Origin of the sequence: Roseibium alexandrii DFL-11 (assembly GCF_000158095.2) — a bacterium.
Lineage (GTDB): Bacteria > Pseudomonadota > Alphaproteobacteria > Rhizobiales > Stappiaceae > Roseibium > Roseibium alexandrii.
In genome coordinates, this window is record NZ_CM011002.1 from 3,996,600 (window position 1) to 4,018,512 (window position 21,913).

General features: G+C 57.4%; 19 protein-coding genes and 1 tRNA gene. 10 read left to right on the forward strand and 10 right to left on the reverse strand.

Going from position 1 to position 21,913, the window contains the following annotated elements; all coding sequences use genetic code 11:
• Positions 1-10: 10 nt before the first annotated feature.
• The 4 genes from SADFL11_RS18355 to SADFL11_RS18370 form a co-directional block, all read right to left on the reverse strand.
• Positions 11-202 (reverse strand): Trm112 family protein, encoded by a 192-nt coding sequence (locus SADFL11_RS18355; protein ID WP_008195305.1) that lies wholly within the window; start codon positions 200-202, stop codon positions 11-13.
• A gap of 25 nt (positions 203-227) precedes the next feature.
• A complete protein-coding gene (locus tag SADFL11_RS18360; protein WP_008191472.1) occupies positions 228-905 on the reverse strand; it encodes an LON peptidase substrate-binding domain-containing protein in 678 nt (225 codons plus the stop codon).
• A gap of 88 nt (positions 906-993) precedes the next feature.
• The gene (gene trxA / locus SADFL11_RS18365) at positions 994-1,938 is read right to left on the reverse strand and encodes a thioredoxin (protein WP_008189844.1); all 945 of its coding nucleotides are present in this window, start codon (positions 1,936-1,938) and stop codon (positions 994-996) included.
• Positions 1,939-2,099: 161 nt separating this feature from the next.
• Complete coding sequence (locus SADFL11_RS18370; protein WP_008192597.1) at positions 2,100-2,627, reverse strand: prolyl-tRNA synthetase associated domain-containing protein; 528 nt, start codon at positions 2,625-2,627, stop codon at positions 2,100-2,102.
• A gap of 241 nt (positions 2,628-2,868) precedes the next feature.
• Between SADFL11_RS18370 and SADFL11_RS18375 the strand changes: the two genes are divergently transcribed.
• From SADFL11_RS18375 to SADFL11_RS18390, 4 genes are all read left to right on the forward strand, one after another.
• Positions 2,869-2,943 (forward strand) — tRNA-Gly (locus tag SADFL11_RS18375).
• 349 nt (positions 2,944-3,292) lie between these two features.
• Positions 3,293-3,664, forward strand: a complete 372-nt coding sequence (locus SADFL11_RS18380; RefSeq protein ID WP_040451158.1) for a hypothetical protein — start codon at positions 3,293-3,295, stop codon at positions 3,662-3,664.
• Entirely contained in the window at positions 3,661-4,221 is a 561-nt protein-coding gene (locus SADFL11_RS18385) for a TetR/AcrR family transcriptional regulator (RefSeq protein WP_008191176.1), read from the forward strand. Before SADFL11_RS18380 ends, SADFL11_RS18385 begins: the two co-directional genes overlap by 4 nt.
• A 131-nt stretch (positions 4,222-4,352) precedes the next feature.
• Positions 4,353-4,862 (forward strand): hypothetical protein, encoded by a 510-nt coding sequence (locus SADFL11_RS18390; RefSeq protein ID WP_008189889.1) that lies wholly within the window; start codon positions 4,353-4,355, stop codon positions 4,860-4,862.
• A 69-nt stretch (positions 4,863-4,931) separates the two neighbouring features.
• Here SADFL11_RS18390 and ggt read toward each other — a convergent pair whose 3' ends face one another.
• On the reverse strand, positions 4,932-6,680 hold the full coding sequence (ggt, locus tag SADFL11_RS18395; RefSeq protein ID WP_008192935.1) for a gamma-glutamyltransferase: 1,749 nt from the start codon (positions 6,678-6,680) through the stop codon (positions 4,932-4,934).
• A gap of 183 nt (positions 6,681-6,863) precedes the next feature.
• Between ggt and SADFL11_RS18400 the strand changes: the two genes are divergently transcribed.
• On the forward strand, positions 6,864-7,211 hold the full coding sequence (locus SADFL11_RS18400; RefSeq protein WP_228198218.1) for a c-type cytochrome: 348 nt from the start codon (positions 6,864-6,866) through the stop codon (positions 7,209-7,211).
• Positions 7,212-7,220: 9 nt separating this feature from the next.
• Here SADFL11_RS18400 and SADFL11_RS18405 read toward each other — a convergent pair whose 3' ends face one another.
• A complete protein-coding gene (locus SADFL11_RS18405; RefSeq protein WP_008197127.1) occupies positions 7,221-8,195 on the reverse strand; it encodes an endonuclease/exonuclease/phosphatase family protein in 975 nt (324 codons plus the stop codon).
• A 105-nt stretch (positions 8,196-8,300) separates the two neighbouring features.
• On the opposite strand from SADFL11_RS18405, the gene SADFL11_RS18410 reads away from it, so the two are divergent.
• Positions 8,301-8,693, forward strand: coding sequence for a YchJ family protein (locus SADFL11_RS18410; protein WP_040451156.1), 393 nt, complete (start codon positions 8,301-8,303; stop codon positions 8,691-8,693).
• 47 nt (positions 8,694-8,740) lie between these two features.
• Here SADFL11_RS18410 and SADFL11_RS18415 read toward each other — a convergent pair whose 3' ends face one another.
• Positions 8,741-9,508 carry an SDR family NAD(P)-dependent oxidoreductase gene (locus SADFL11_RS18415; protein ID WP_008195702.1) on the reverse strand — a complete coding sequence of 256 codons (768 nt, stop codon included), beginning with the start codon at positions 9,506-9,508 and terminating at the stop codon, positions 8,741-8,743.
• A gap of 115 nt (positions 9,509-9,623) precedes the next feature.
• On the opposite strand from SADFL11_RS18415, the gene SADFL11_RS18420 reads away from it, so the two are divergent.
• From SADFL11_RS18420 to SADFL11_RS18430, 3 genes are all read left to right on the forward strand, one after another.
• Positions 9,624-10,187 carry a TetR/AcrR family transcriptional regulator gene (locus SADFL11_RS18420; protein WP_040451155.1) on the forward strand — a complete coding sequence of 188 codons (564 nt, stop codon included), beginning with the start codon at positions 9,624-9,626 and terminating at the stop codon, positions 10,185-10,187.
• 123 nt (positions 10,188-10,310) lie between these two features.
• On the forward strand, positions 10,311-11,405 hold the full coding sequence (locus SADFL11_RS18425) for an efflux RND transporter periplasmic adaptor subunit (RefSeq protein WP_008197212.1): 1,095 nt from the start codon (positions 10,311-10,313) through the stop codon (positions 11,403-11,405).
• Between the two features lie 14 nt (positions 11,406-11,419).
• Positions 11,420-14,563 (forward strand): efflux RND transporter permease subunit, encoded by a 3,144-nt coding sequence (locus SADFL11_RS18430; protein WP_008188997.1) that lies wholly within the window; start codon positions 11,420-11,422, stop codon positions 14,561-14,563.
• A 1-nt stretch (position 14,564) separates the two neighbouring features.
• On the opposite strand, the gene SADFL11_RS18435 is transcribed toward SADFL11_RS18430, so the two are convergent.
• The 3 genes from SADFL11_RS18435 to SADFL11_RS18445 are packed head-to-tail and all read right to left on the reverse strand — an operon-like array spanning position 14,565 to position 20,531.
• The gene (locus tag SADFL11_RS18435; protein ID WP_008189181.1) at positions 14,565-17,957 is read right to left on the reverse strand and encodes an error-prone DNA polymerase; all 3,393 of its coding nucleotides are present in this window, start codon (positions 17,955-17,957) and stop codon (positions 14,565-14,567) included.
• Positions 17,954-19,660, reverse strand: coding sequence for a Y-family DNA polymerase (locus SADFL11_RS18440; RefSeq protein ID WP_081450521.1), 1,707 nt, complete (start codon positions 19,658-19,660; stop codon positions 17,954-17,956). Before SADFL11_RS18440 ends, SADFL11_RS18435 begins: the two co-directional genes overlap by 4 nt.
• Positions 19,542-20,531: an ImuA family protein gene (locus tag SADFL11_RS18445; RefSeq protein ID WP_008195512.1), complete on the reverse strand. Its 990-nt coding sequence runs from the start codon at positions 20,529-20,531 to the stop codon at positions 19,542-19,544. The genes SADFL11_RS18440 and SADFL11_RS18445 overlap by 119 nt, the downstream gene beginning before the upstream one ends.
• 528 nt (positions 20,532-21,059) lie before the next feature.
• Here SADFL11_RS18445 and rplS point away from each other — a divergent pair.
• Positions 21,060-21,536 carry a 50S ribosomal protein L19 gene (rplS, locus tag SADFL11_RS18450; protein WP_008194724.1) on the forward strand — a complete coding sequence of 159 codons (477 nt, stop codon included), beginning with the start codon at positions 21,060-21,062 and terminating at the stop codon, positions 21,534-21,536.
• Positions 21,537-21,913: the final 377 nt, after the last annotated feature.

The following is a 21,913-nucleotide window of genomic DNA, read 5'->3' on the forward strand; positions in this document are numbered from 1 at the left end:
TTTTTTAGTTTCAATCTTCGAGTTTTCTCGCCTCATCCGGCAGCATGATGGGAATTCCGTTTCGGATCGGATATGCCAGCTTGGCCGTCCGGGAAATCAGCTCTTGAGCCTCAGCGTCATATTCCAATGTTGCTTTTGTTACCGGGCACACCAGTAGTTCAAGAAGCTTCCGGTCAATCGGCCGGTCTGTTGTTTCGCTCATTCGTAAGTCTTCCGCCAGTTTTGGCTTATTGAAGGGTTGCGCCGCCGTCATTGTCGTTTCGGGCAAGATCCATCTCGGTAATGGCAATGAGGGTTTCGGCACGGGTTTTTAGATCCTGCGCTTCCAGCAAAGCCTGTTTCTCCTGAGGACCGTAGGGGCACATCATGCAAAGCGCGTTTACAAGAACTTCCGTCTCAGCCTCTTTGACGCTGTCCCAATCCGCTTCCAGATTGTTGGCGTCCAGATAAGCCCGCAAGGTTGTCAGCAGTCCATTGCGATCGACATCGTCTTCGCCCTGGCCGCATCTCAGGTCCGCGGCGAACGGGGCAAAATCGACTTCCGCCTGCCGGAAACGCGTCAACGCGGTGAGTTCCTGCGCTACCCGGAAGCGTGTCACACCCTGGAGTGTGATGAGGTACCGGCCGTCGCCGGTTTCTTGAAAGCCGGTTAAGCGGCCAGCGCAGCCAACCCCTTCCAGCAAGGGTTGATCAGGGTCTTCCGTGTTCTGCCGTCCTGACGGTTGCACCATCCCAATGAGACGGTTGCCCGCCAAGGCGCTATCAATCATGTCGATGTAGCGCTGCTCAAAAATGTTCAGCGGGAGCTGCGTTCTGGGAAGCAGCAACGCGCCGGACAAGGGGAACACAGGCAAGACCGGAGGAAGATCAGCAATCGTCTCGTAAATGGCGTTACCAGCCTGCATGAGTGGGCCTTTGTGTTGTTGTTCTCGACCAACCGCTTTGTGCGGTTGTACCGCATAACTGGGTATGTGTGGCGCGAGTGGCCTATCGTCAAGAAAACAACACGGCAGACAGTTTGCGTCGGCCATATGCACTTGCTTCATCCTTGAAACCCCAGGCTTCAAAGAACTGCAGCAATTGTTTGCGGGCGCCGTCTTCGTTCCATTCGCGGTCGCGGCGGACGATCTCTATGAGCTGGTCCACGGCCGCTGTTTTGGCACCCTTTGAATTCAGCCCAAGGGCAAGATCAAAGCGGGCCTGATGATCGTCCGGGTTCTGGGCAATGCGCTCTTCAAAGCCTGCCAGATCTCCAAGAGAGGCCGCTTGTTCGGCAAGGTCCACGGCAGCTTTGGCTGCCAAATAGACTTCATCCGCGCGTTTTTCTTCCGGTACGAGCTCCAGTGCCTGTTTGGCACGTTCCAAGTCGTCGGCGCCAAGATAGCATTGAGCCAATCCCGCAACGGCCTGAACATTATCAGGTTCCGCCTGCATCAATGCCCCGAACAGCTGTGCGGCTTGCCCATAATCCTTGTCAGCCAACAACGCGGTTGCTTGTTCCAGGTAGGCTTCGGCAGGATTGGCTGGAGCGGGGCCACCAACCTTTTCGATGAACGCCTTGATCTGGCTTTCTGGCTGAGCCCCCATAAAACCGTCGACAGGCTGACCGTCCTTGAAGGCAATCACGGCCGGGATGGATTGAATGCCCATTTGGCCGGCAATTTCCGGGTGGTCGTCAATGTTCATTTTGGCGAGCTTCACAGCACCACCAGCCGCTTTCACAGCGTCTTCGATCAGTGGTGTCAGCTGCTTGCAGGGGCCGCACCACGGCGCCCAGAAATCCACGAGCACCGGCTGCTGGCGGGAGGCCTCCATCACATCAGCCATAAATGTCTGTGTGGTGACGTCGAAAATCAGGTCGCCATCCGGCGCGCCGCCAGAGCCGTTGCCGCCACCGCCGCCGAAACCGCCGCCTTGGCCGCCATATCCGCCGCCCATGCTGGCGCCGAAACCGCCACCGACTTGACCGCCAATGCTGTAGTCGCCGTTGCTCATAAATCTGCCTCTTGCTGTTCGGCCGCTGTGAAGGTTGGCCTCGTTGGCCGTCTCTCTGGAAAAACCGCACCTAACATGGCGCGGCTACAATCGGATTACAATTCTCAACCCTGCACTTCGCTTGCCTGAGCCTGCGCACTGACTGCCAGCACTTGTGGTTCATGGCCGCACGCCTTCGCGAACTTGAGTAAATCGCTGGAAGTAATCGCTGTCGTCGCGTCATTCTTCAACGGGTGATAGTTCAGGACGTCATGGGCCATCATCGCGGCATCGAAAACGGGTGTGACACGTTGCGCTTCCCGGTCATTGATCAGGGAAAACGGGGTGACAGACCCGGGCTCAACCCCAAGCACTTCCATCAAAAGATCCGCGTTGCCAAATGATACCCGTCCCTGAGCGCCAATCACCTGATGCACTTTTTTAAGATCAATCTCGGCATCGTGCAGGGTGGTAATCAGAAACAACCGGCCCTTCTTGTCTTTGACGAACAGGTTCTTGGTGTGGCCACCTGGAATGCGGTCGTGCAGGTCGCCGGATTCGGCGACCGTGAACACCGGATCATGATCCACAGTGGTGACAGAGATCCCCAGATCCTGAAAGAAGCCCATGAGCTCGTCGCGGCTGGCTGGCATGACTTTTCCTGAAAAAATTTGACTGTTTGCAGCTCTCTAGCGTGTTTTGATGCTGATCCGCAAGGCGAGTGTTGCCTATGGAGCGGCTATTTTCTGCCGTTTTTGGAGGTGTTGAAGTTGTGAAATCCACAAAAAGACAGCTAAAAAGATTTATGCATTTTCGGTGTTGCATTCTGTTTCGGCTTAGTTCATATACTGCGCCACCAACGACGAGGCAGCCGCCGCCGAGTTGGAACACTATGCGGGTGTAGCTCAGGGGTAGAGCACAACCTTGCCAAGGTTGGGGTCGTGGGTTCGAATCCCATCGCCCGCTCCAATTCCACCGAATGGTGCTGAAAGCCAGTTGCAGAAAAGCAGCTGGCTTTTTTGTTGCGCTGACCGTTTGCGACAATTTTCCCTATGATTGAAATAAATCAGCGTCACAACCTTATATTAGCGTTATAGACCGGCGGGTAATCTACCTGTGCAAACTGCGGATGGCGAAATTATCAATATTTCGCCCCAAGACGCGATTGCGACTGCTTCAGTGACTTTTCCAGCGGGACCATCAGGTTCCGCTGTTTTTTTGTGACTTTGGGCTCCCTTGAAAGGCACAGGAATCGTCACTTGTTATTTCAGATATTAAAACATACCATAAGGTATGGTATGTATATTTGGAGATTGAAATGAACATTTTTTTTGCGAGTGCTGGAGGACTGGCCGCCATTGTGTGCCTGATCCATACCTTCTTGGGAGGCAGGGCGATTGCCGAGCCGCTTTTGAACGCGCCCGGGCTGCATCCCGTTCCCAAGCTCACGACCTATTATTGTTGGCATATCGTCACCATCACACTTGCAGTCATTGCCGGGATGTTCGGCTATGCAGCGCTCTTTGCCGGCGGAACGGATCTCGGGTGGGTTGCGACGATCTTGACGTTTGGCTACTGCGTGCTCGGCCTAGCCGTCCCGGTTTTCAAGAACCAGACATTCAAGGATATGCCGCAAGGGTGGTTGTTCCTGCCGATCGTCATCCTCGGCGCGTTGGGCGGGAGCCTATGAGCGAGAAGAAACGGCTTGGCAAAGAGGACTGGATCACGCTCGGATTTGGGCAACTGGTCAAAGAGGGCATCGGGGGCCTGACCCTTGAAGCGCTGTGCCAAACGGCGTCACGCACCAAAGGCTCTTTTTATCATCACTTCAAGGATCATGAAGCTTTCCTGACGGCTTTGGCTCATGCCTGGAAAAAACAGAACACACTTGATGTTGCCGAAGAAACACTTGCGAGTGCGCCCGAAGACCAGGCGCGCACGCTGGCGCTGAAGGCGGCTCAACTCGATCATGACTTGGACCGTGCTATGCGCCAGTTTGCACAACTCAACCAGACGGCCCGGCAAACCGTACGCGAGGTCGATGATCTTCGAACCCAGTTCATTGTTGCGCTGTATCGTGCGCAAGGGTTGGATGATGCCACTGCCAACAGCATTGCGAAAATTGAATACGCTGCCTTTGTTGGCGCTCAGATCATCTGGCCGGAGATGACAGCCGAAGAGCGTCTCAGACTAGATCAAAAATTTGCTGACCTTGTCTCTCGCGGCACAAAACAGCCTCACAAATAGTGCGGCTTGCCTTAAGCGTTCTTTGATAAGTGGATTTACGGACCGGTTTTGAGCGTTGAGTGTAACCAGTTTTCAAGGACTCGCCCTGTATGAATTGACGATAGTTCCGACATTCAAAACAGAAGATAGATATGGCTATTTTGCGCCAACCCGTTACCGCCGTCGTGATCGCTTTCTGGTTTTGCTTTTGGCTCTTGAACGGTCTCGACAAGTTTTTTGCCCGCCAAGACATCGGTTTTGTCCATTGGTGGGGCAATCACCGCGTCGAAAAATTCACCATGTATTTTGATCGCCTGGACATCGATCCTGGTTTCGTAACGGCGACGCTCATATTCGCAGGCATCGTCGAGTTTTTTGCGGCCGCTCTGTTTTTGGTGGCCGGGATCCGGCTTGTAAAAAACCAGCCGGGTGTTGCCTACCGGACTGATTTAGCGATTGCTGTGTCGATTGCCGTTTTTCTCGGGTTTGCAATCTTCGATGTGGTCGTTGGCGACAGGGCCGAGCTGCTGGAGCACTCGACATATGTTGGCGTCCTGCTGGTTTCCTTCCTTGCGGTCGCCGCCGAAAGTTTCTTCCAGCACCTCAAGGATCTGGACAGCAACAGCACGATCAACCGCCGCTATCCACCAGAGCTGAACTGAACCGCCTAAACCGGCACGGGCCTGAAAGGCGAGACCAATGGAATGCCATCGGTCTCCCTTATCCCCGTATCAGTGGCCCGCTGTCAGTGCGCCTTGCTGGCGCGGATCGGAAGCCCCGGCCAGAAGACCGCCCACTTTCATGATCGATTGGGTCGAGCCCATCACGTTCTTGACCTCGACCTTGTGGCCACGCGCTTCCAAAAGACGGATCGTGTCCGGGGACAAACCTTCCTCAATTCGAATTTCATCCGGGAACCATTGATGGTGGACGCGCGGTGCGGCCGTTGCCTCGGCGATGTTCATTTGGTGATCGATTGCATTCAGGATGACCTGCAATGTCGTCGTGATGATCCGGCTGCCGCCCGGCGAGCCGGTGACGAGGAACAGGTCGCCGTCCTTGAACACAAGTGTCGGGCTCATGGACGAAAGAGGCCGTTTGCCACCCTCAACCGCGTTCGCTGTTCCCCCAATCAACCCATAGGCATTCGGTGCGCCGGGTTTTGCGGAGAAATCGTCCAATTCGTTGTTCAAAAGAACGCCGGTGCCGTCGGCGGTGAGGCCAACGCCGTAGGAAAAGTTCAGCGTGTAGGTGTTCGAGACTGCATTGCCGTCCTTGTCGACAACGGAGTAGTGAGTCGTTTCATTGCTTTCGTAGGGAATTGGGTTGCCGGGAGCAACGTCCTTTGAATCGGTTGCGGTCTTCATGTCGATGGTTTCTGCGAGGCTTGCTGCATAGGCCGGATCGGTCAGGCCTTTTACCGGAACCTTAGCAAAATCCGGGTCTCCAAGATATTTAGATCGGTCGGCGTAAGCGCGGCGTTTGGCTTCGGCCATTACATGAATTGCATCGGCAGAGTTGGGGCCGAAATCGGCCATCGGGTAGGCCTCCAGCATGTTCAAGATTTGTACGATGTGAACGCCGCCGGAGGAGGGGGGCGGCATGGAGGCGATCTCATATCCGCGATAGCTGCCGGTCACCGGATCCCGCCAGACGGGTTTGTAGTCGGCAAGGTCGGCTATCGTCATGCTTCCGCCAGCTTCTTGAACCTTGGCTGCGATCTTCTCGGCAACATCGCCCAGATAAAATCCCGCAGCGCCCTTGTTGGCGATCAACCGGAGCGTTGCCGCCAGATCTGTCTGTTTTAGCGTTTCGCCCGGCACATAAGGGATCAGGCCGGCCTTGAAGAAAATGGCAGCGGTCGCCGGGTCTTTGCTCAGCCGGGTGATCCGGGCGGCCAAAGAGGCCGACAGGTCCGGTGTCACTGCTATGCCGTCTTCTGCGAGCGCAATTGCGGGTGCAACCAGGTCTTCCCAGGTCACATTTCCGCTGCCGTGTTTTTCAAATGCAGCCGCGAAGCCGGCCACCGTGCCAGGAACCCCTATGGCCAATCCCGAAAAACGGGACTTGTCGTTATCCGGTTCGCCGTCCGCTCCCAAGAACATGTCGCGGGTTGCGCCAGCCGGTGCTCTTTCCCGGTAATCCAGCGCTTCGGTTTCGCCGGTGTCAGCCTTGTGGATTATCATGAAGCCGCCGCCACCAAGATTGCCAGCACGTGGCAAGGTCACCGCCAGGGCAAAACCGGTCGCGATCGCAGCATCGACGGCGTTGCCGCCTTTTTCAAGAATACCGACCCCCACCCGGGTGGCGACAGCTTCCTGGCTCGCCACCATACCGTTGGCAGCCGTGACCGGGTGAAACCGGTCCTTTCCGGAATAGATCGGCGTTTCTTGAGCAACTGTCGGCGCGCCCGCGCCAATGGCCAACGCAAAGCTCAGGCTTACCGCCGTCGCCGCGCGGATCAGGCATTGGTGAATCATCCAGATCTCCGATTATCTTGCGGTTTTTCAACTTTAGACTGTGGACGAGGATGCCGGATGCGGCAATGGCGTTTTCTGAAAAGTTGCAGACAGGCTCATGAGCATGATTTGATGCAGGACAAGGAAGAGGCCGGTTCGATCAGACAGACTGCGAACCGTGATTGAGATGTGGAGACAGCGAAAATGGTTGAACGGTCCAAAATGTGGCGGAGAGGTTTTCGAGCGCTCGTTTTGGGCTTCAGCCTAACGGCCGTCGCTCCTGTGTCGTCGGCGGTTGCTGCCGATGTCGCCGCGGGAAAAGATCTGGCGCTTCAATGGTGTGCGTCCTGCCATCTCGTCTCCAACGATCAGGCGACGGCGTCCAGTGTGTCGTTGCCGAGTTTTTATGACATGGCCAAGGATCAGAGTTGGGATGCATCGAAACTGGCGACCTTTCTCGCCAATCCCCATCCGCAAATGCCAAACATGACACTCGGCAACATCGAGATTGCCAATCTCGCCGGGTATATTCAGTCATTGGCAAACGAATAACCGAAACTCTTACGACATGTCGAAGTCCACGCACATTGCGGCGTGGTAGGAGCCGGCATAATCGGGATCGTCACCTTCGAGGATCTCATCCGGCAGAGCCGCGTTGAAGACCTTGATGTGCGCAACCCGGTCCGTCATGGAGCGGCTCGCAAGCACATGGTCCAGGGTTTGGGCCCGGCCTTTGTGAAGTACGGTTTTCCGTTGCTCCAAAGGAAGGGCTGCATCCAGTTGATAAAGCTGCCGGTAGCCAAGGTCCGGGACGCCGGTATCGTGCGGGTCCGCCCGCAATAGCCGCAGCGCCCGGGTTTCGCCGGTCGCGTTGAAATCTCCGGTCAGGATGATCTGAGCCTCGGGATCTTCGTCAAAGAGCGCTTCCGCCCCGAGCCTGAGTTCAAGTGCTTGCGCTGTCTGTTTCAGGACCGACAAATGATACCCCTCTGCCCAGGCAGAGACAGAGGCCCAATTGTGCTCCGCATCCTTCCCGCCCCGGATTTGGGCTGCAATGGGCGCGCGCAGATGCACGTTGAACACGTGCAAGGGGCGCCCCGTGCCCAAGTCGATTTGAAGCTGCTGAACCGGCCGGTCGAAAGCGGTTGCCTGTGGCTCGTCATATCCTGGATCGGCAGTTCCCGGCCGCCAAAGTGGCGGCTCCGCGTGGCGGTGATAAAGGCTCTCTCCCGAAAGAACCGGATACCTCGAAAGCACAACAAGATTGTGCCGGTCGCCAGGCCCTTTGCCGGATGGGCGCAAGCTGCCGGACATGAAAAAGTCCTGATAAGGCGTGCCTTCAATCAGACGCTTCAGATCGTGAAACTGCCGGCTGGATTGGCCCTTGATTTTTTGGGCGTTGACTTCCTGAAGGCATAAGATGTCAGCCTCGAGCTCTAGAAGCTTTGGCCTGAGCGCGTCGATCCGCCGGGCCAGCAGATCTTCATCGATCCTGTCTGTGCCAAAAGATTCCAGGTTAAAGGTCGCAAGTTTCATGCCGCCGTCGCAGTCGATCTGATCAAGTTGGGAGCAGCATAGCGTCCCGTTATAGGTGGTGATAGAGACTGCGATCTAAAGAGTGAATTGGAACGGAACTTGGATATGGCGGATACGGATTGCCCCTGTGGATCTGGCGCTGCATTTTCGGCCTGTTGCGGTCCTTATTTGGAGGGACGCCAAACACCAAAGACCGCAGAGGCTTTGATGCGGTCGCGTTACTCAGCATATGTGCGAGAGAACATTGCGTATCTGCAAGAGACACTTTGGCCGAAACATCAGGCAGGGTTCGATTTTGCGGCGACGGCCCGATGGGCGTCGGAAAACCACTGGACGGGCTTGAGCGTTCTTGAGACCGGCAAAGGAAGCGAAGCCGATCGCGACGGGACGGTGTTCTTTGAGGCGAAGTATCTGTCCGGCGGAACACTGCACACCCACCGGGAAAACAGTCGGTTCAGGAAAAAATCCGGCCGCTGGTATTATGTGGAAGCGATTTGAAAACAGGGCCACCCGATTTGGGCGGCCCCTTGTGTTTCAGTTGACGCTTAGCACCGGCCGGCCATAACACCGCCGTCAACATCCCAGACTGCTCCGGTCACCCAACCGGCCTGATCGGAGAGCAGAAAGTCTACGGTCGCGGCAACATCGTCCGCCGTGCCGATCCGTCCGATCGGATGGAATGCGTCGAAGCCGTCCTTCAGAGTTTGCGTGATCTGGTCCTCCGGGATAAACGCGCCATAAATCGGCGTTTCGACAACAGACGGGGCAACGGCATTAACCCGGACCCCATAATCTCCAAGCTCCATGGCCAAATGCTGTGTGAGAGCGTGCAAGCCGGCCTTTGCCATGGAGTAGGCGGAAGACGGCGTCGCCTTCACAGCCTGGTGTGCCCACATCGAGCCGAGATTGACGATAGATCCGGCTGCCCGCTCCACCATTTTCCGCGCAATGGCCTGAGTGATCTGAAACGTGCCGCGGTTGAACGCGTGATAGAGGTCGTAGTCCTCCGGTGTGTGGTCGAGGAACGGTTTCGGACTGAAGGCACCAGCTGCATTGACCAGATATCCGATCGGTGCTTGCAGACCCGCAATGCGCTCGACAAGGTCGGCAACGTCCTTTTGATCGGTCACATCGGCTTGCCATGTTTGAACGCTGACTTTGTATGCATCCTCAATCTCTGCCTTTGCGGTTGAGAGTTTGTCAGCGTTCCGCCCGATAAGAACAAGGGGCACGTTCCTGGCGGCCAGCCGTTTCGCAGTGGCAAGCCCCATACCGGACGTTCCGCCTTGAATGATTGCTACGGTCTCTGTCATTTCAGCTTCTCCATGATATCTATCTACTGATAGGTAGATTACGATAACCGGGATATCGGGATTGCAGAAGCTTGTGTCAAGGCCTATCTACTGATTGATAGATAATGAGGGTGTCATGAGCCGGAATGCTGCCGAAACAGAAGGAAAAATTTTGGACCTCGCCGAAAGCCTCATTCGCAAGAACGGTTATAACGGTGTGAGTTTCCGCGACCTGGCGTCCGGCGTTGGGGTGAAGAGCTCAAGTGTCCATTATTATTTCCCGACGAAAGAAGATCTCGGCGCGAAGGTGGCGCGCCGCTATACGGACGGTTTCTTAAACGCGCTCGGTGATCCTGAAGATGGGCCAGCGACCGCGTCTGAAATAGTTAAAAAGCTTCACGGCCTGTTTGTCTCCGCGCTTGGTTCAGATGGGCAAATGTGTCTCTGCGGAATTCTGGCAGCAGAATCTGCTGGTCTCCCGGAAAGCGTTGTCACCGAGGCCAAGTCGTTTTTTGACCGTGTTTCAGAGTGGATGACCGTGAGCCTGAGCAGAACCGAATGGGCCGAAAACCGGTCAGAAGTAGAGATTAAGGCAGAGGCCTTGTCAGCTCTGGCACTTCTTGAGGGAGGCATGATCATTGCACGGGTTCGAAATGACCCGGCACTCCTGACAACGCTGAGACCGCAGCTCGCAAGGTGATCATTGAGATGGATGGTGGGCCCGCCCAGTAGTTCCGCGGTGTTTCCAAAATCGTTCATTTGACCGGTCCGCAATTGGGTGCAAGTCTAGGTTCAAGCCGCTCAACGGCAGGAGCCTGACTTCATGAAGTTTTTCCCCTCAGCTTTCGTTTTTTTTATTTCCGCAATTGGTTTAATCCCGGCTCACGCCGACGATCCGGCACCGGCAGTCCTGGTGGAGCGGGCGTCCAACACCAAGCCTGGAATGGCTGATGTTTATGTTGGCCGTGTCGCAGCCGTAAGCACCGTCAAAGTGGAGGCGCGGGTCGAAGGCGTTCTGGAAAGCCAGAAATTCACTGATGGGGGTCTCGTGAAAAAGGGCGATGTGCTCTTCCAGATCGAAAAGGATCTCTATCAGGCAAGTGCTGACAAGGCACAGGCGACCTTGGACGGTGCGAAAGCCACGGCGCTGAATGGCAAAATCAACCTAGACCGGCAAAAACAGCTGCTGGATCGGGGCGATGTTTCGCAGGCGGTCTACGATTCAGCCGAAGCGGATTACAAGGCTGATCAAGCCGCCGTGGGACAGGCGCAGGCGGATCTCGATACAGCCAATATCAATCTGGGCTTCACGACCATCACAAGTCCGATCGACGGCCGGATCTCCGACTCGCCCGTCGATGTGGGCAACCTCATAACGTCGAACACCGGCGTTCTCGCGACGATCACCAGCATAGACCCGATCCATGTGAAGTTTTTTATCAGCGAGCGGGACTTGATCTTGAAGCGTCAGGAAGGGCTCGTCTCAGAAAACTCTTCGACACTTGATGTGAAATTGCAGCTCTCAGATGGCGCGAGCTATCCGGCTTCCGGGAAAATCGACTACATCAGCAACGAAGTCGAAACAGCGACCGACACGGTCGAAATGCGCGCTGCGTTTGATAACAAGGAAGCACTTCTCGTGCCCGGCCAAGTGGTTACCGTGACATTCGAGGATCCGAATGCAAGCGAAGTGGTTGTCGTGCCGCAGACGGCAATTCAGCTCGATGCAAAGGGGCACTTCGTTTTTGTTGTTGGGAAAGACAACGTCGTTGAACGTCGGGACGTGACCCTTGGCAATCAAATCGGTCGGGATTGGGTCGTCAGCAAAGGCCTGCAGGCCGGTGATCCGGTGGTCATCCAGGGACTGCAAAAGATCCATGAGGGCGTCAAAGTCAGCCCGACTGAAACGCAATCCTGAACCGGGGCGGTCCGATGCTTGCAAGATTCTTTATCGATCGGCCCAACTTTGCCATCGTCATTGCGGTCCTCACGGTCCTGGTTGGCGCACTCGCCATCCGGTTTGTGCCGATCGCCCAGTTTCCGAACATTGCGCCTCCGCAAATTCAGGTGACTGCGAGTTTCCCGGGCGCGAATGCAGCCCTCATTCAAAATGCCGTCGCAACACCGATCGAGGAACAGGTGAATGGTGTCGATGGGATGATTTACATGTCGTCCCAGTCATCCAGTGAAGGCACCTATCAGCTGACCGTCACATTCGAAATCGGCACGGATCCCGATATTGCTGCGGTCAATGTCCAGAACCGTGTAGCGCTCGCCACGCCTCTGCTGCCCGAAGCCGTCACAAAGCTTGGCATTTCCACGTCGAAGCAGAACAGCGACATGCTTCAGGTGATCAATCTGCTGTCACCGAACAAGACGTTCAGTCAGCTCTACTTGAGCAACTATGCCGCAGATTTCATTCAAGATCCGCTCAGCCGGATTGATGGTGTCGGGCTCGTAAACCAGTTTGGGCCGTTGAACTACAGCATGCGGGTGTGGCTCGATCCTGAAAAAATGGCGGCACTGAACTTGTCCGCGTCGGATGTCTCCTCGGCCATCGAGGCGCAAAATGTCGAAGCCGCCGCAGGTCAGATCGGAGCCCCACCTTTCAGCGACGCGCAGACGTCTTTTCAATTCACACTGGACGCTCAAGGACTGCTGGAGACCGCAGAGCAGTTTGAGCAAATCATCCTGGGAGCGCAGGACGACGGTTCTTTCATCCGGTTGAAGGATATTGCGCGGGTGGAGCTTGGCGCTGAGAGTTATGCTGCGACATCATTCTACAACGGCGAACCGTCTGCGATCATTGCGATTTTTGAGGAAAGCGGAGCAAACGCCCTGGATGTTGCGGACGCCGTCCGCTCCCAAATGGAGGAGCTCTCAAAACAGTTCCCTGAGGACATGGAATATGTCCTTGCCTATGACGTAACCACGGCGGTTCGAAAATCAATCGAAGAGATCGCATCGACCCTGGCGATTACGGCGGCCCTGGTCATCTCGGTCACCTTTTTCTTTCTCCTTAGTATCCGGGCAACCTTGATCCCGGCGATCGCAATTCCTGTCTCATTGCTTGGGACCATGGCGCTTATCTACGTGATCGGATTCAGCGCCAACATGATCACGCTTTTTGCCATCGTGCTTGCGATCACGCTGGTGGTCGATGATGCGATCGTCATCATCGAAAACACCGAACGGATCATGGAAGAAGACGGGTTTGAACCGCGCGAAGCCACGTTGAAAGCGATGAGCCAGGTGACGCGGCCGATCATCGCGACCACATTCGTTCTGGCGGCGGTGTTTGTCCCGGTTTGTTTTTTCCCCGGGATCACGGGCGAAATCTATCTTCAGTTCGCGTTGACGATCACATTTGCCTTCGCTCTGTCAGCCATCAATGCACTGACGCTTGGCCCGGTGCTGTGTTCGTTGTTCCTGTCGCGCCGGACCGGGCATCCAAAAGGTCTTTTCCGCCTTATTCCGATGCTGATTGACAAGCTCCGGGATGGTTATGTGGCGGTTGTCAGGCTCATGCTCCGGTTTATTCCGGTCTCTTTGGCAGTGTTTGCGGGGGTGATCGCTGCCACGATCTACATGTTTGAAACCACGCCGACCGGCTTCATTCCCCCGGAGGACAATGGCGTGTTGTTTGTCAGCATTGAGCTGCCGGATGGCGCCTCGCTCCAGCGGACCCAAGAGGTGGTGCAAAACATCAGCGCAGAGGTTCAAAAGCACCCGGGCATTGGAGCTATTACGTCTGTGGCCGGCTTCAGTTTGCTCGCCGGGAATAGGTCGAATGTCGGGATTCTGGTGTTGTTGCTGGACCCTTGGGATCAACGCAAGACGCGCGAGACCCAGTGGTGGGCCATCATGATGTCCTTGAACCGGTCCTTGGCCGCGATCCCGGAAGCAACATCATTTGTGTTCCCGTTGCCGACGATCCAGGGCGTTGGTTCAAGCGGCGGCTTGTCCGCGCAGTTGTTGGATTACAAAGCCAACAAGATAGAGGATTTCGACGCTGTAAAGACAGCATTCCTGTCGGCGCTGATGAAGGAACCTGAATTCCAGTCGGCCTTCAGCAGCTTTTCGGCCACGGCCCCGCAATACAGTTTGACGATAGATCGCGACCGGGCCGAAGCCCTGCAGGTCAAGGTCAGCGACATCTTTACCGCGTTGCAGGCAAGCTTCGGCTCGCTCTATGTGAACAATTTCGTCAAGGACGGCCGCGTTTACTGGGTGGTGATGTCGGCCGATGCGCAGTTTAGGCAGACCACCAGTCAGGTCCGGGGCATTTACGTCAAGAATGCTGCCGGTGAAGCGTTGCCGCTGAGGACCTTCATTACGGCGGAACCTGTGTTGGGTGCCCAGACGATCTACCGATATAACCTCTTCACTTCGGCTTCGATCAACGCCCAGCTCCAACCGGGCTTCAGTTCCGGTACTGGCATCCAGAAATTCTCAGAGGTGGCTCAATCAACCTTGCCGGACGGCTATGGTTTTGACTGGACGGACATCACGCTTCAGGAGGTCGATGCCGGTGGTTTGGTCACCTACATCCTGATACTGGCGGTGATTTTCGCCTATCTCTGCCTGGTGGCCCAATATGAAAGCTGGGTGCTGCCTCTGTCTGTCATGGCATCGACCGTGTTTGCAGTGTTCGGTGCATTGATCCCGCTGCAATTTATCCCGAACTTGAACAACAACATCTACGCCCAGATCGGGATGGTGTTGCTGATCGGGTTGGCTGCGAAGAAGGCAATCATGGTGGTTGAATTTGCCAAAAACCTTCGGGAAGAAGGGCACAGCATTCAGGAGGCCGCGATTGAGGCAGCTCACATGCGTTTCCGGCCTGTGACCATGACGGGGCTGTGTTTCATTCTGGGTGTTCTTCCGCTGGTTCTGGCAAGCGGCGCGGGAGCCGCCGGACGGGTGTCGATCGGCTTTCCTGTGTTCGTGGGGATGATCATCGACAGCACCCTCGGGCTTTTGATGATCCCGGTTCTTTATGCTGTCTTCCAGTTGATCAGTGAGCGGATCGCAGGATTTCGCGGCAAGCCTTCGATAAAAAAGGAACCAGCCTGATCTAGTGGAAATTCCGCCCGCCGGGCAGAGCTTTCACTGTTTGCCGTTCAAGTGCGGCGGCCTTGTGCGGTTTGATCTGTGCGACATCCTTTCGAAGTTCCGGAACATCGCGGATCAGCTGGACCAGGCGGCTGGCGGGCTTGATCTTTTCGGTCAATTCAATCACGGGCCGTTTAACCTCATCCGCACGGGCAAGGCCTGCATCGTCCAGGGACTTGTCGGACAGATCGGAAAGCAGCGCGGTGACGTCCTCGACATGATCTGCCACTACATGAATGACCCCGGCTTCATTTTGTACGCGCCCTGAAACCTTCAAGAAGCGGGCCCCCATCACCAGTGGCCGGTATTTTTCAAACACCTTCGGCCAAACAATAATGTTGGCGATGCCGCCTTCATCCTCCAACGTTAGAAAAATGACGCCCTTGGCCGAGCCGGGCCGTTGGCGGACCAGCACCAGTCCGGCCACGGAAACCTGTCGGCCCTGGCGGACATCCGGCAGGTTCATGCACGGAACAACGCGCTGACCAGCGAGCGCAGGCCGGGCAAAAGCAACCGGATGGGCTTTCAAGGACAGGCTCAGGCTTTGGTAATCGGCCATGACATGGGCGCCTGGCAACATCGGCGGCAGGTCTGCGTCTGGTTCTGGCCGCAAGTCCCCAAAATCAGCAACATCAAACAGCGGCAGCCGGTCGCGTTGATTGCCGGCTTCCAGACCTTGCGCCGCCCAGACCGCCGCACGCCGGTCAAGACCAAGTGAGCGGAACGCATCGGCCTCGGCAAGGCGCAGGATCACCGGGCGGCTGAGGCCGGATCTCAGCCAGAGATCCCGGATGCTGTCATAGCCGTCGCCGCGATGCACGATCAGCTTGTCCATATCGTCCTGCTTGAGGCCTTTGACGGTCCGGAAGCCGAGCCGGACCGCATGATCGGTACGCACGATCTCCTTCATCTCCCGGTGGCGGGGGTGAAGATGCCGGGCCGCCTGCCAGCCAGGTTCCAGTTTCGCATCCCAGTCTGACAGGTTGATATCAACCTCGCGCACATCCACACCATGCTCGCGCGCATCGCGGACCAATTGTCCGGGGGCGTAAAACCCCATGGGCTGGGAATTCAAAAGTGCTGCGCAAAAGACATCCGGGTAATAGGCCTTGATCCAGGACGAGGCATAAACGAGGAGCGCAAAACTTGCCGCATGGCTTTCGGGAAACCCGTATTCGCCAAAGCCCTCGATCTGGCGGAAGCAGCGTTCGGCAAAGTCCCGGTCGTAGCCGTTTTTCGCCATACCCTCGATCATCTTGGTCTGGAACGTGCCGATTGTGCCGACCCTTCGGAAGGTCGCCATCGCGCGGCGCAGCTTGTCGGCTTCGCCGGGCGTGAACCCGGCGGCCACAATGGCGATCTTCATTGCCTGTTCCTGAAACAGCGGCACACCCATGGTCTTGCCAAGCACGGCTTCGAGCTCCTTGCTCGGGTAACTGACACGTTCCTTGCCCTGCCGGCGGCGCAGGTAAGGGTGCACCATGTCACCCTGAATCGGGCCGGGCCGGACGATGGCAACCTCGATGACGAGATCATAGAATTTTTCAGGTCTGAGCCGGGGCAGCATGGTCATCTGGGCCCGGCTTTCAACCTGGAAAACGCCGACAGAATCGGCCCGGCATAGCATGTCGTAGACGGGTTTCTCCTCAGCCGGGATGGTGGAGATGGTGAGATCCTGGCCATAGTTTTCCGACAGCATTGTGAGGGCCTTACGGATTGCTGTCAGCATGCCAAGCGCAAGGATGTCGATTTTCAGGATCCCGAGCGCATCCAGATCATCCTTGTCCCATTCCACCACAGTGCGGTCTTCCATGGCCGCGTTCTGGATCGGAATGACCTCGTCGAGCCGGCCACGGGTGATGACAAAGCCGCCAACATGCTGAGACAGATGCCGGGGAAAGCCGATCAGCGTGCGGGCAAGTTCCAGCATTTGTGTGATCAGAGGGTCTGACGGGTCCAGCCCGGCCTCGCGCACCTGGGCCTCTTCGGTTCCGGCCGACGCGCGCCCCCAGACCGTCCCGGCAAGGGACGCAATCGCGTCTTCGGAAAGGCCGAACACCTTACCGACCTCCCGAAGGGCGGAGCGGGACCGGTAGGTGATGACGGTGGCCGCAAGCCCGGCGCGTTCGCGGCCGTATTTGGCATAGATGTACTGGATGACCTCTTCCCGCCGCTCGTGCTCGAAGTCGACATCGATGTCCGGCGGCTCGCGCCGTTCGGGTGAAATGAAGCGCTCAAACAGGAGATCTGCTCTGGTTGGATCAACCTCGGTGATGCCAAGGCAGAAGCAGACAACGGAGTTGGCGGCCGATCCCCGGCCCTGGCACAGGATGCCGCGTGTGCGGGCAAACCGGACAATGTCGTAGACGGTCAAAAAATACGGTGCATAGTCGAGGTCTGCGACCAGTTTCAGTTCATGATCTATGGTCGATCGGATCTTGTTTGGAACTCCTTCCGGGTAGCGCCGTTTGGCACCTTCCAAGGTCAACCGCTCCAGTTCGGCCTGCGGGCTGGCACTCTCCCCGGCCGGTTCCTCCGGGTATTCATATCGAAGGTCATCCAGCGAGAACTGGACCTCTTGGAGGATCTTCAGGCTTTCATGCAATGGCGCCGGATCGCTTTCAAAAAGACGCAGGATTTCCTCTGCCGGCTTCAAGTGGCGTTCGGCATTTTGCTGCAGTTGCCGGCCGGCGGTCTCCAGCCGCTCGTGCAAGCGGATGCAGGTTAGAACATCCTGTAAGGGGCGCCGGTCCGGCGCATGATAGAGCGTGTCGTTGATGGCCAGCATCGGCACACCTGCCGTATGCGTGATGTTGCGGGCAAGAGCGAGCCGCCGCCGGTCTTCCGCCTTGCGGTGGAGGGCGACGGCAAGGCGGAGGGTGCCTTCAAAGCGGCTTTTCAGCTTCTCCAGCACCTTAAGGACCGGATCTGGATCCGGCAGGCCCGGCGGCAGGATCAGGGCGGCCGGAGAGCCCGGGCAGAGCAGGCTCACGTCATCCAGGGTCAGATGACAGGCGCCCTTTTCCGCCCGCCGGTTGCCGATGGTCAAAAGCCGGGTCAAGGTGCCATAGGCCCCACGGTCTTTCGGCCAGTACAGAAGGTCAGGTTTGCCGTCGAGAAACGCCAGACGGCAACCGGGCACGAACTTCAAACCGGTCTCTTTCGCCGCCATATGCGCCCGGACCACACCGGCCATGGAATTGCGGTCACAAATGCCAAGTGCGGCCAGCTGCAAGTGTGCGCCTTGAAGCACCAGTTCTTCCGGATGTGAGGCGCCATGAAGAAAGGAAAAATTGGTCGCAGCGCACAGTTCCGCATAAGCGGGCGGTTCCGTGATTGAAGGGCGCCGTGTCATGCGAACAGACCCTGCAGATACCAGCGCGGGCGACTTGTCTCCCGTTCATAAAGACCTTCCCGGTAGAGCCAAAACCGCCGGCCTTCGGTGTCTTCAATGCGGAAATAATCCCGGGTTACGCCCTCCTTGGCCTCCGAGGGCCGGTCGCTCGCGCCAATCCACCAGGGCGGAGCAATGCGTTCCGGACCTTCTGAGCGGACGACCTGGTAGATGCTACGGCGCCAGCGGAACCTCAGCGGCGGTCCGTTCGGAACCATGGCCAGAGCCTCGACTTCTTCTGCCGGTTCGATCAGCCGCAAGGGACGTGTCATCAGGCCCTCCTGCCAGCTGGAAGGCTTTGCCTCCTCGGCCGGACGGGTGTCTTCGGCAAACCCGAGTTGAGGATTGGCTGAGGGGCGCGCGCGGTGAAGATCGGGAGCAGCTGCGCTTTTTAAAAATCCGGACCAGACGAGGGCGTCTTGCCGGGCGAAGGCGGCGGGCACATACCCGGTTTGGCTTTCCGGCAGGTGCCGGTCGACCGGCAAAAGCCGGGTGACACGCTCAGAGCCCAAGCGGGCGCCCAGCCGGTCCACCAGATCGTCCAGGCTGGCATTGGCTTCCACCGCGCCGTTCGCTGTCAGCGCCGATTGAACGGCCGGGGCCTTGTCGGCGACCAGAACATCCAGGCGGACAAGGTCGTAGCCAAAGCCGGCATCGATTGCCCCTTCATCGGCCTTCAGTTTTTCGGCAAACAGGCGGAGGACGCGCTTTGGGTCGCGCAATGGGCTGCTGGTGCCGACGCGGAATTTTTGAACCGCGCCATCGACCCGGAACAGGCTCAATTCGAAGACGCGGCCGCCTTCGACCCGGCGTTCCAGAGCCTTGGCGGCCTGACCGGCCAGGGAGAGGGCGACTGCCTTGACGTCGTCCAGCTGTGAGATGGGATCGAAGAACCGCCGCTCTGCGGAAATCAGCGGAGCTTCGAACCGGGGAGAAATCGCTTCTCCTTGCCACCCCAACGCCTGATCAAGCCGGAGGATGAGGTCTGCGCCAAGGCGGTTTGTGAGCGGTGCACGCGGTCGGTCATACAGCTGACCAATGGTTTTCAAGCCAACCTGGTTCAGGCCGGAGACGGCTTCAGAGGAGACCCGAAGAGCTGCAAGGGGCAAGGGGGCAAGGGCTTGCCGTTCTTGGCTGTCCGCCAAGACGCCGCCGGAACCGTAGCGGGCGAGCGCCCAGGCCGCCCCTGCGGTTCCAGCGATCGCACCGGCAACGCAAAACCCCTGCCGGTGAAGCCGTTCCAAGGCATCTTTTAAAAGGGCCTCTTCTCCTTTGAAGAGATGTGCGCAGCCCGTGATGTCGAGAAACAACCCATCCTTGCCGTCGAGGGCCACCAAAGGCGTGTAGCGGGCGCACCAGTCCGCGACCGCGCCCAATAGGGCGGTATCCTTTTCCGGATCGGCGTCTTCACACAAAAGATGCGGGATCCGGGCGCGGGCATCGGCTTCCGCCTCGCCGAGGCGCAAGCCGCAGGCCCTTGCGGTGTCATTCATGGAGACAATTCGGCGGGCTCCCCGGATTTTTTCCAAAACGGCGAGCGGCGGTTCAGCCTGCCGGGCGGAGGGTGTGGAGCTGACCCGCAGCCGGCGCAGGATCCGGTCGCAGGGAAGATCCGCGATCCAGAGCGAGAGAATGCGCTGGTGCGGCAAATGTTTGTCTCGCATGGTCCCACTCCACGGTCAGGCGGCCGGGACGGCCCTCCCGGTTCCGCGTCAGGTCAATGTGCCATGCTGGCGCTCCAAGGCCCGCATGGGGTGCTTTTTCCAAGAACTCCGGAGCCTTTGAGGCGGCCGGAGAAATCTGCCAGCGGGTGACGGCTGCGGTCGGTTCTTGTGCTGCCCCATGACGGAGCAAGATGACCGGGACCGTGCTGCGGCTGGCCCGCAGGGAAATACGGCGGCTTGCCGTGAGATCCACGAGACGCTCCCCGCCCTGGATTTCGCCGGCAACGGCGGCAAGGGCACTGCAGGACGCGCCTTCCTCAAGGCACCACAGAACGTCTTCCAGCTTTCTCGCCCGCACCACGATCAACCGGGCCGGATCAATGCCGAAGTCCAGCAGTCCGGCGCCGTGAAACTGGCCGGATTCCTGAGTGGCGCGGATATCCTGGACCACCAGAACCGGCCCGGGCCTTATGGCCAGAAGCCGTGCAAGAAGCGCAAGGCCGAAGCCGCTGAGCGCCCCGGCATTGCGGCTTTCGGAGCTGACCACCTCATGTAAGGCACCCACTTTCAGTCCGCTGCCCGACAAGCTGTTGCCGGACTGAAACAGCCGATCGAGTGTCTCCAGCCCCAAGGGGCACCGGGCGGCCAGATCGTCTGATCCACCCTTTCCGGGTGGCTCAGCTTCGAAGCCCTCAGCCTGTGCCCTTCCGTCCGGCGGACGGTCTTTCAAAAAACTGTCCGGCCCCTGCGGGTTGGCGGCGGTCGCAGGGGCCGGACCAAACTGCGCCTTAAAGGGGAGGCGACCCTCAAGATCCGCAATGCGGCGACGCAGCTCGGCAAGAGATGTGCTATGTTCGGATGCGGCGGACATTGTGCACGTTGATTCCAATCACGCTGGTTTTTGTTCTCTATTTGTTCTTATTGATTCCGGAGAACGGGTAGAGAGTCAAGCGGCTTTTTAAAAAGCTGCGCGAGTCTTTTGACCTTGCGTTAGTTTTCAGCAGGTTGTGTTGTTCTGGAGGCTCGGAAACACGCAAGTTAGTGCCTCGGCATTGTCGAGCCGTGAGTGATCCTGAAATGTGGTCACCAAAGATCGCGTATTCCGGACAGACGGTTCCTCAGGCGGACGAAGTGCAGACCTCTGCGAGCTTCTTCTCAGATAAACCGCAAGAATCCGCATGACAACGGCCCGAAAATCCTGTATACGCCCGCCCAAGTTGGATGAATGCTTATCTTCCGGCAGGAAGCTTTGTGTTCTGGTCGATGTCTTTTACCGGGCGCCGAACTCCATAAAAATCCGGCGGATATACAACATGGCCCAAAGCTGGTGAACCCGTTCTTGGCACCTGTGATCCCAAGGACGCTCTGACCGCTTTGTAATTGAAAAGGGAAACATGCCATGAATATCATCGAGCAGCTTAACGCTGAAGAAATGGCGAAAATCGAAGCTCAACGTAAGCTTCCTGAATTTTCTCCGGGCGACACCGTCCGCGTTCTGGTGAAGGTCACCGAAGGTAGCCGGACCCGTACACAGGCTTATGAAGGCGTATGCATTGCGCGTTCCGGCGGCGGCATCAACGAAAGCTTCACCGTTCGCAAGATTTCCTACGGCGAAGGCGTTGAGCGTGTGTTCCCGATCTACTCTCCGATGCTGGAAGGCGTAGAGGTTGTCCGCCGCGGTAAAGTCCGCCGTGCGAAGCTCTACTACCTGCGCGACCGCCGCGGTAAGTCTGCCCGTATCACAGAGAACACCAACGCCCGCTCCAAGCGCCTCAACGAAGGCGCCCGTGCGGAAGCCGCTGCCGTCAAGGCCGCTAAAGCTGAAGCCAAGAAGGCCGAAGCAGAAGCAGCAGCTGCAGAGACCGCTGCAGAATAAGCAGCTCTCACATCAGTTTTTCAAGGCGGCTCCTGGAGTGATCCGGGGGCCGTTTTGTTGTTTTAAGGGTGGTCAAACCGATATGTTTGAATGGTGTTTCCCGGCGCGCGCCGGCTGAATACCGGAAACAGGGTTTGCATTTGATGCTATAACGACCAGAAATCGGCAGCCATCCTTGACTCTCTCCCCCCTTTCCGGCATAAGCCCGCGAACTCCATATGAGTGACTGACATTTCAATCCGCCGACCGGGACCCGCAAAGGTGTAAAGAGTTCCCGGAGGTTCACATCCGACAGCGCGATGCGCCCTCGGGTGTCAAACTGCTTTGCGTTCTCGCATTCGGTTGGATTTAAAGGCCGGTTCCCCATATGGTTCGGG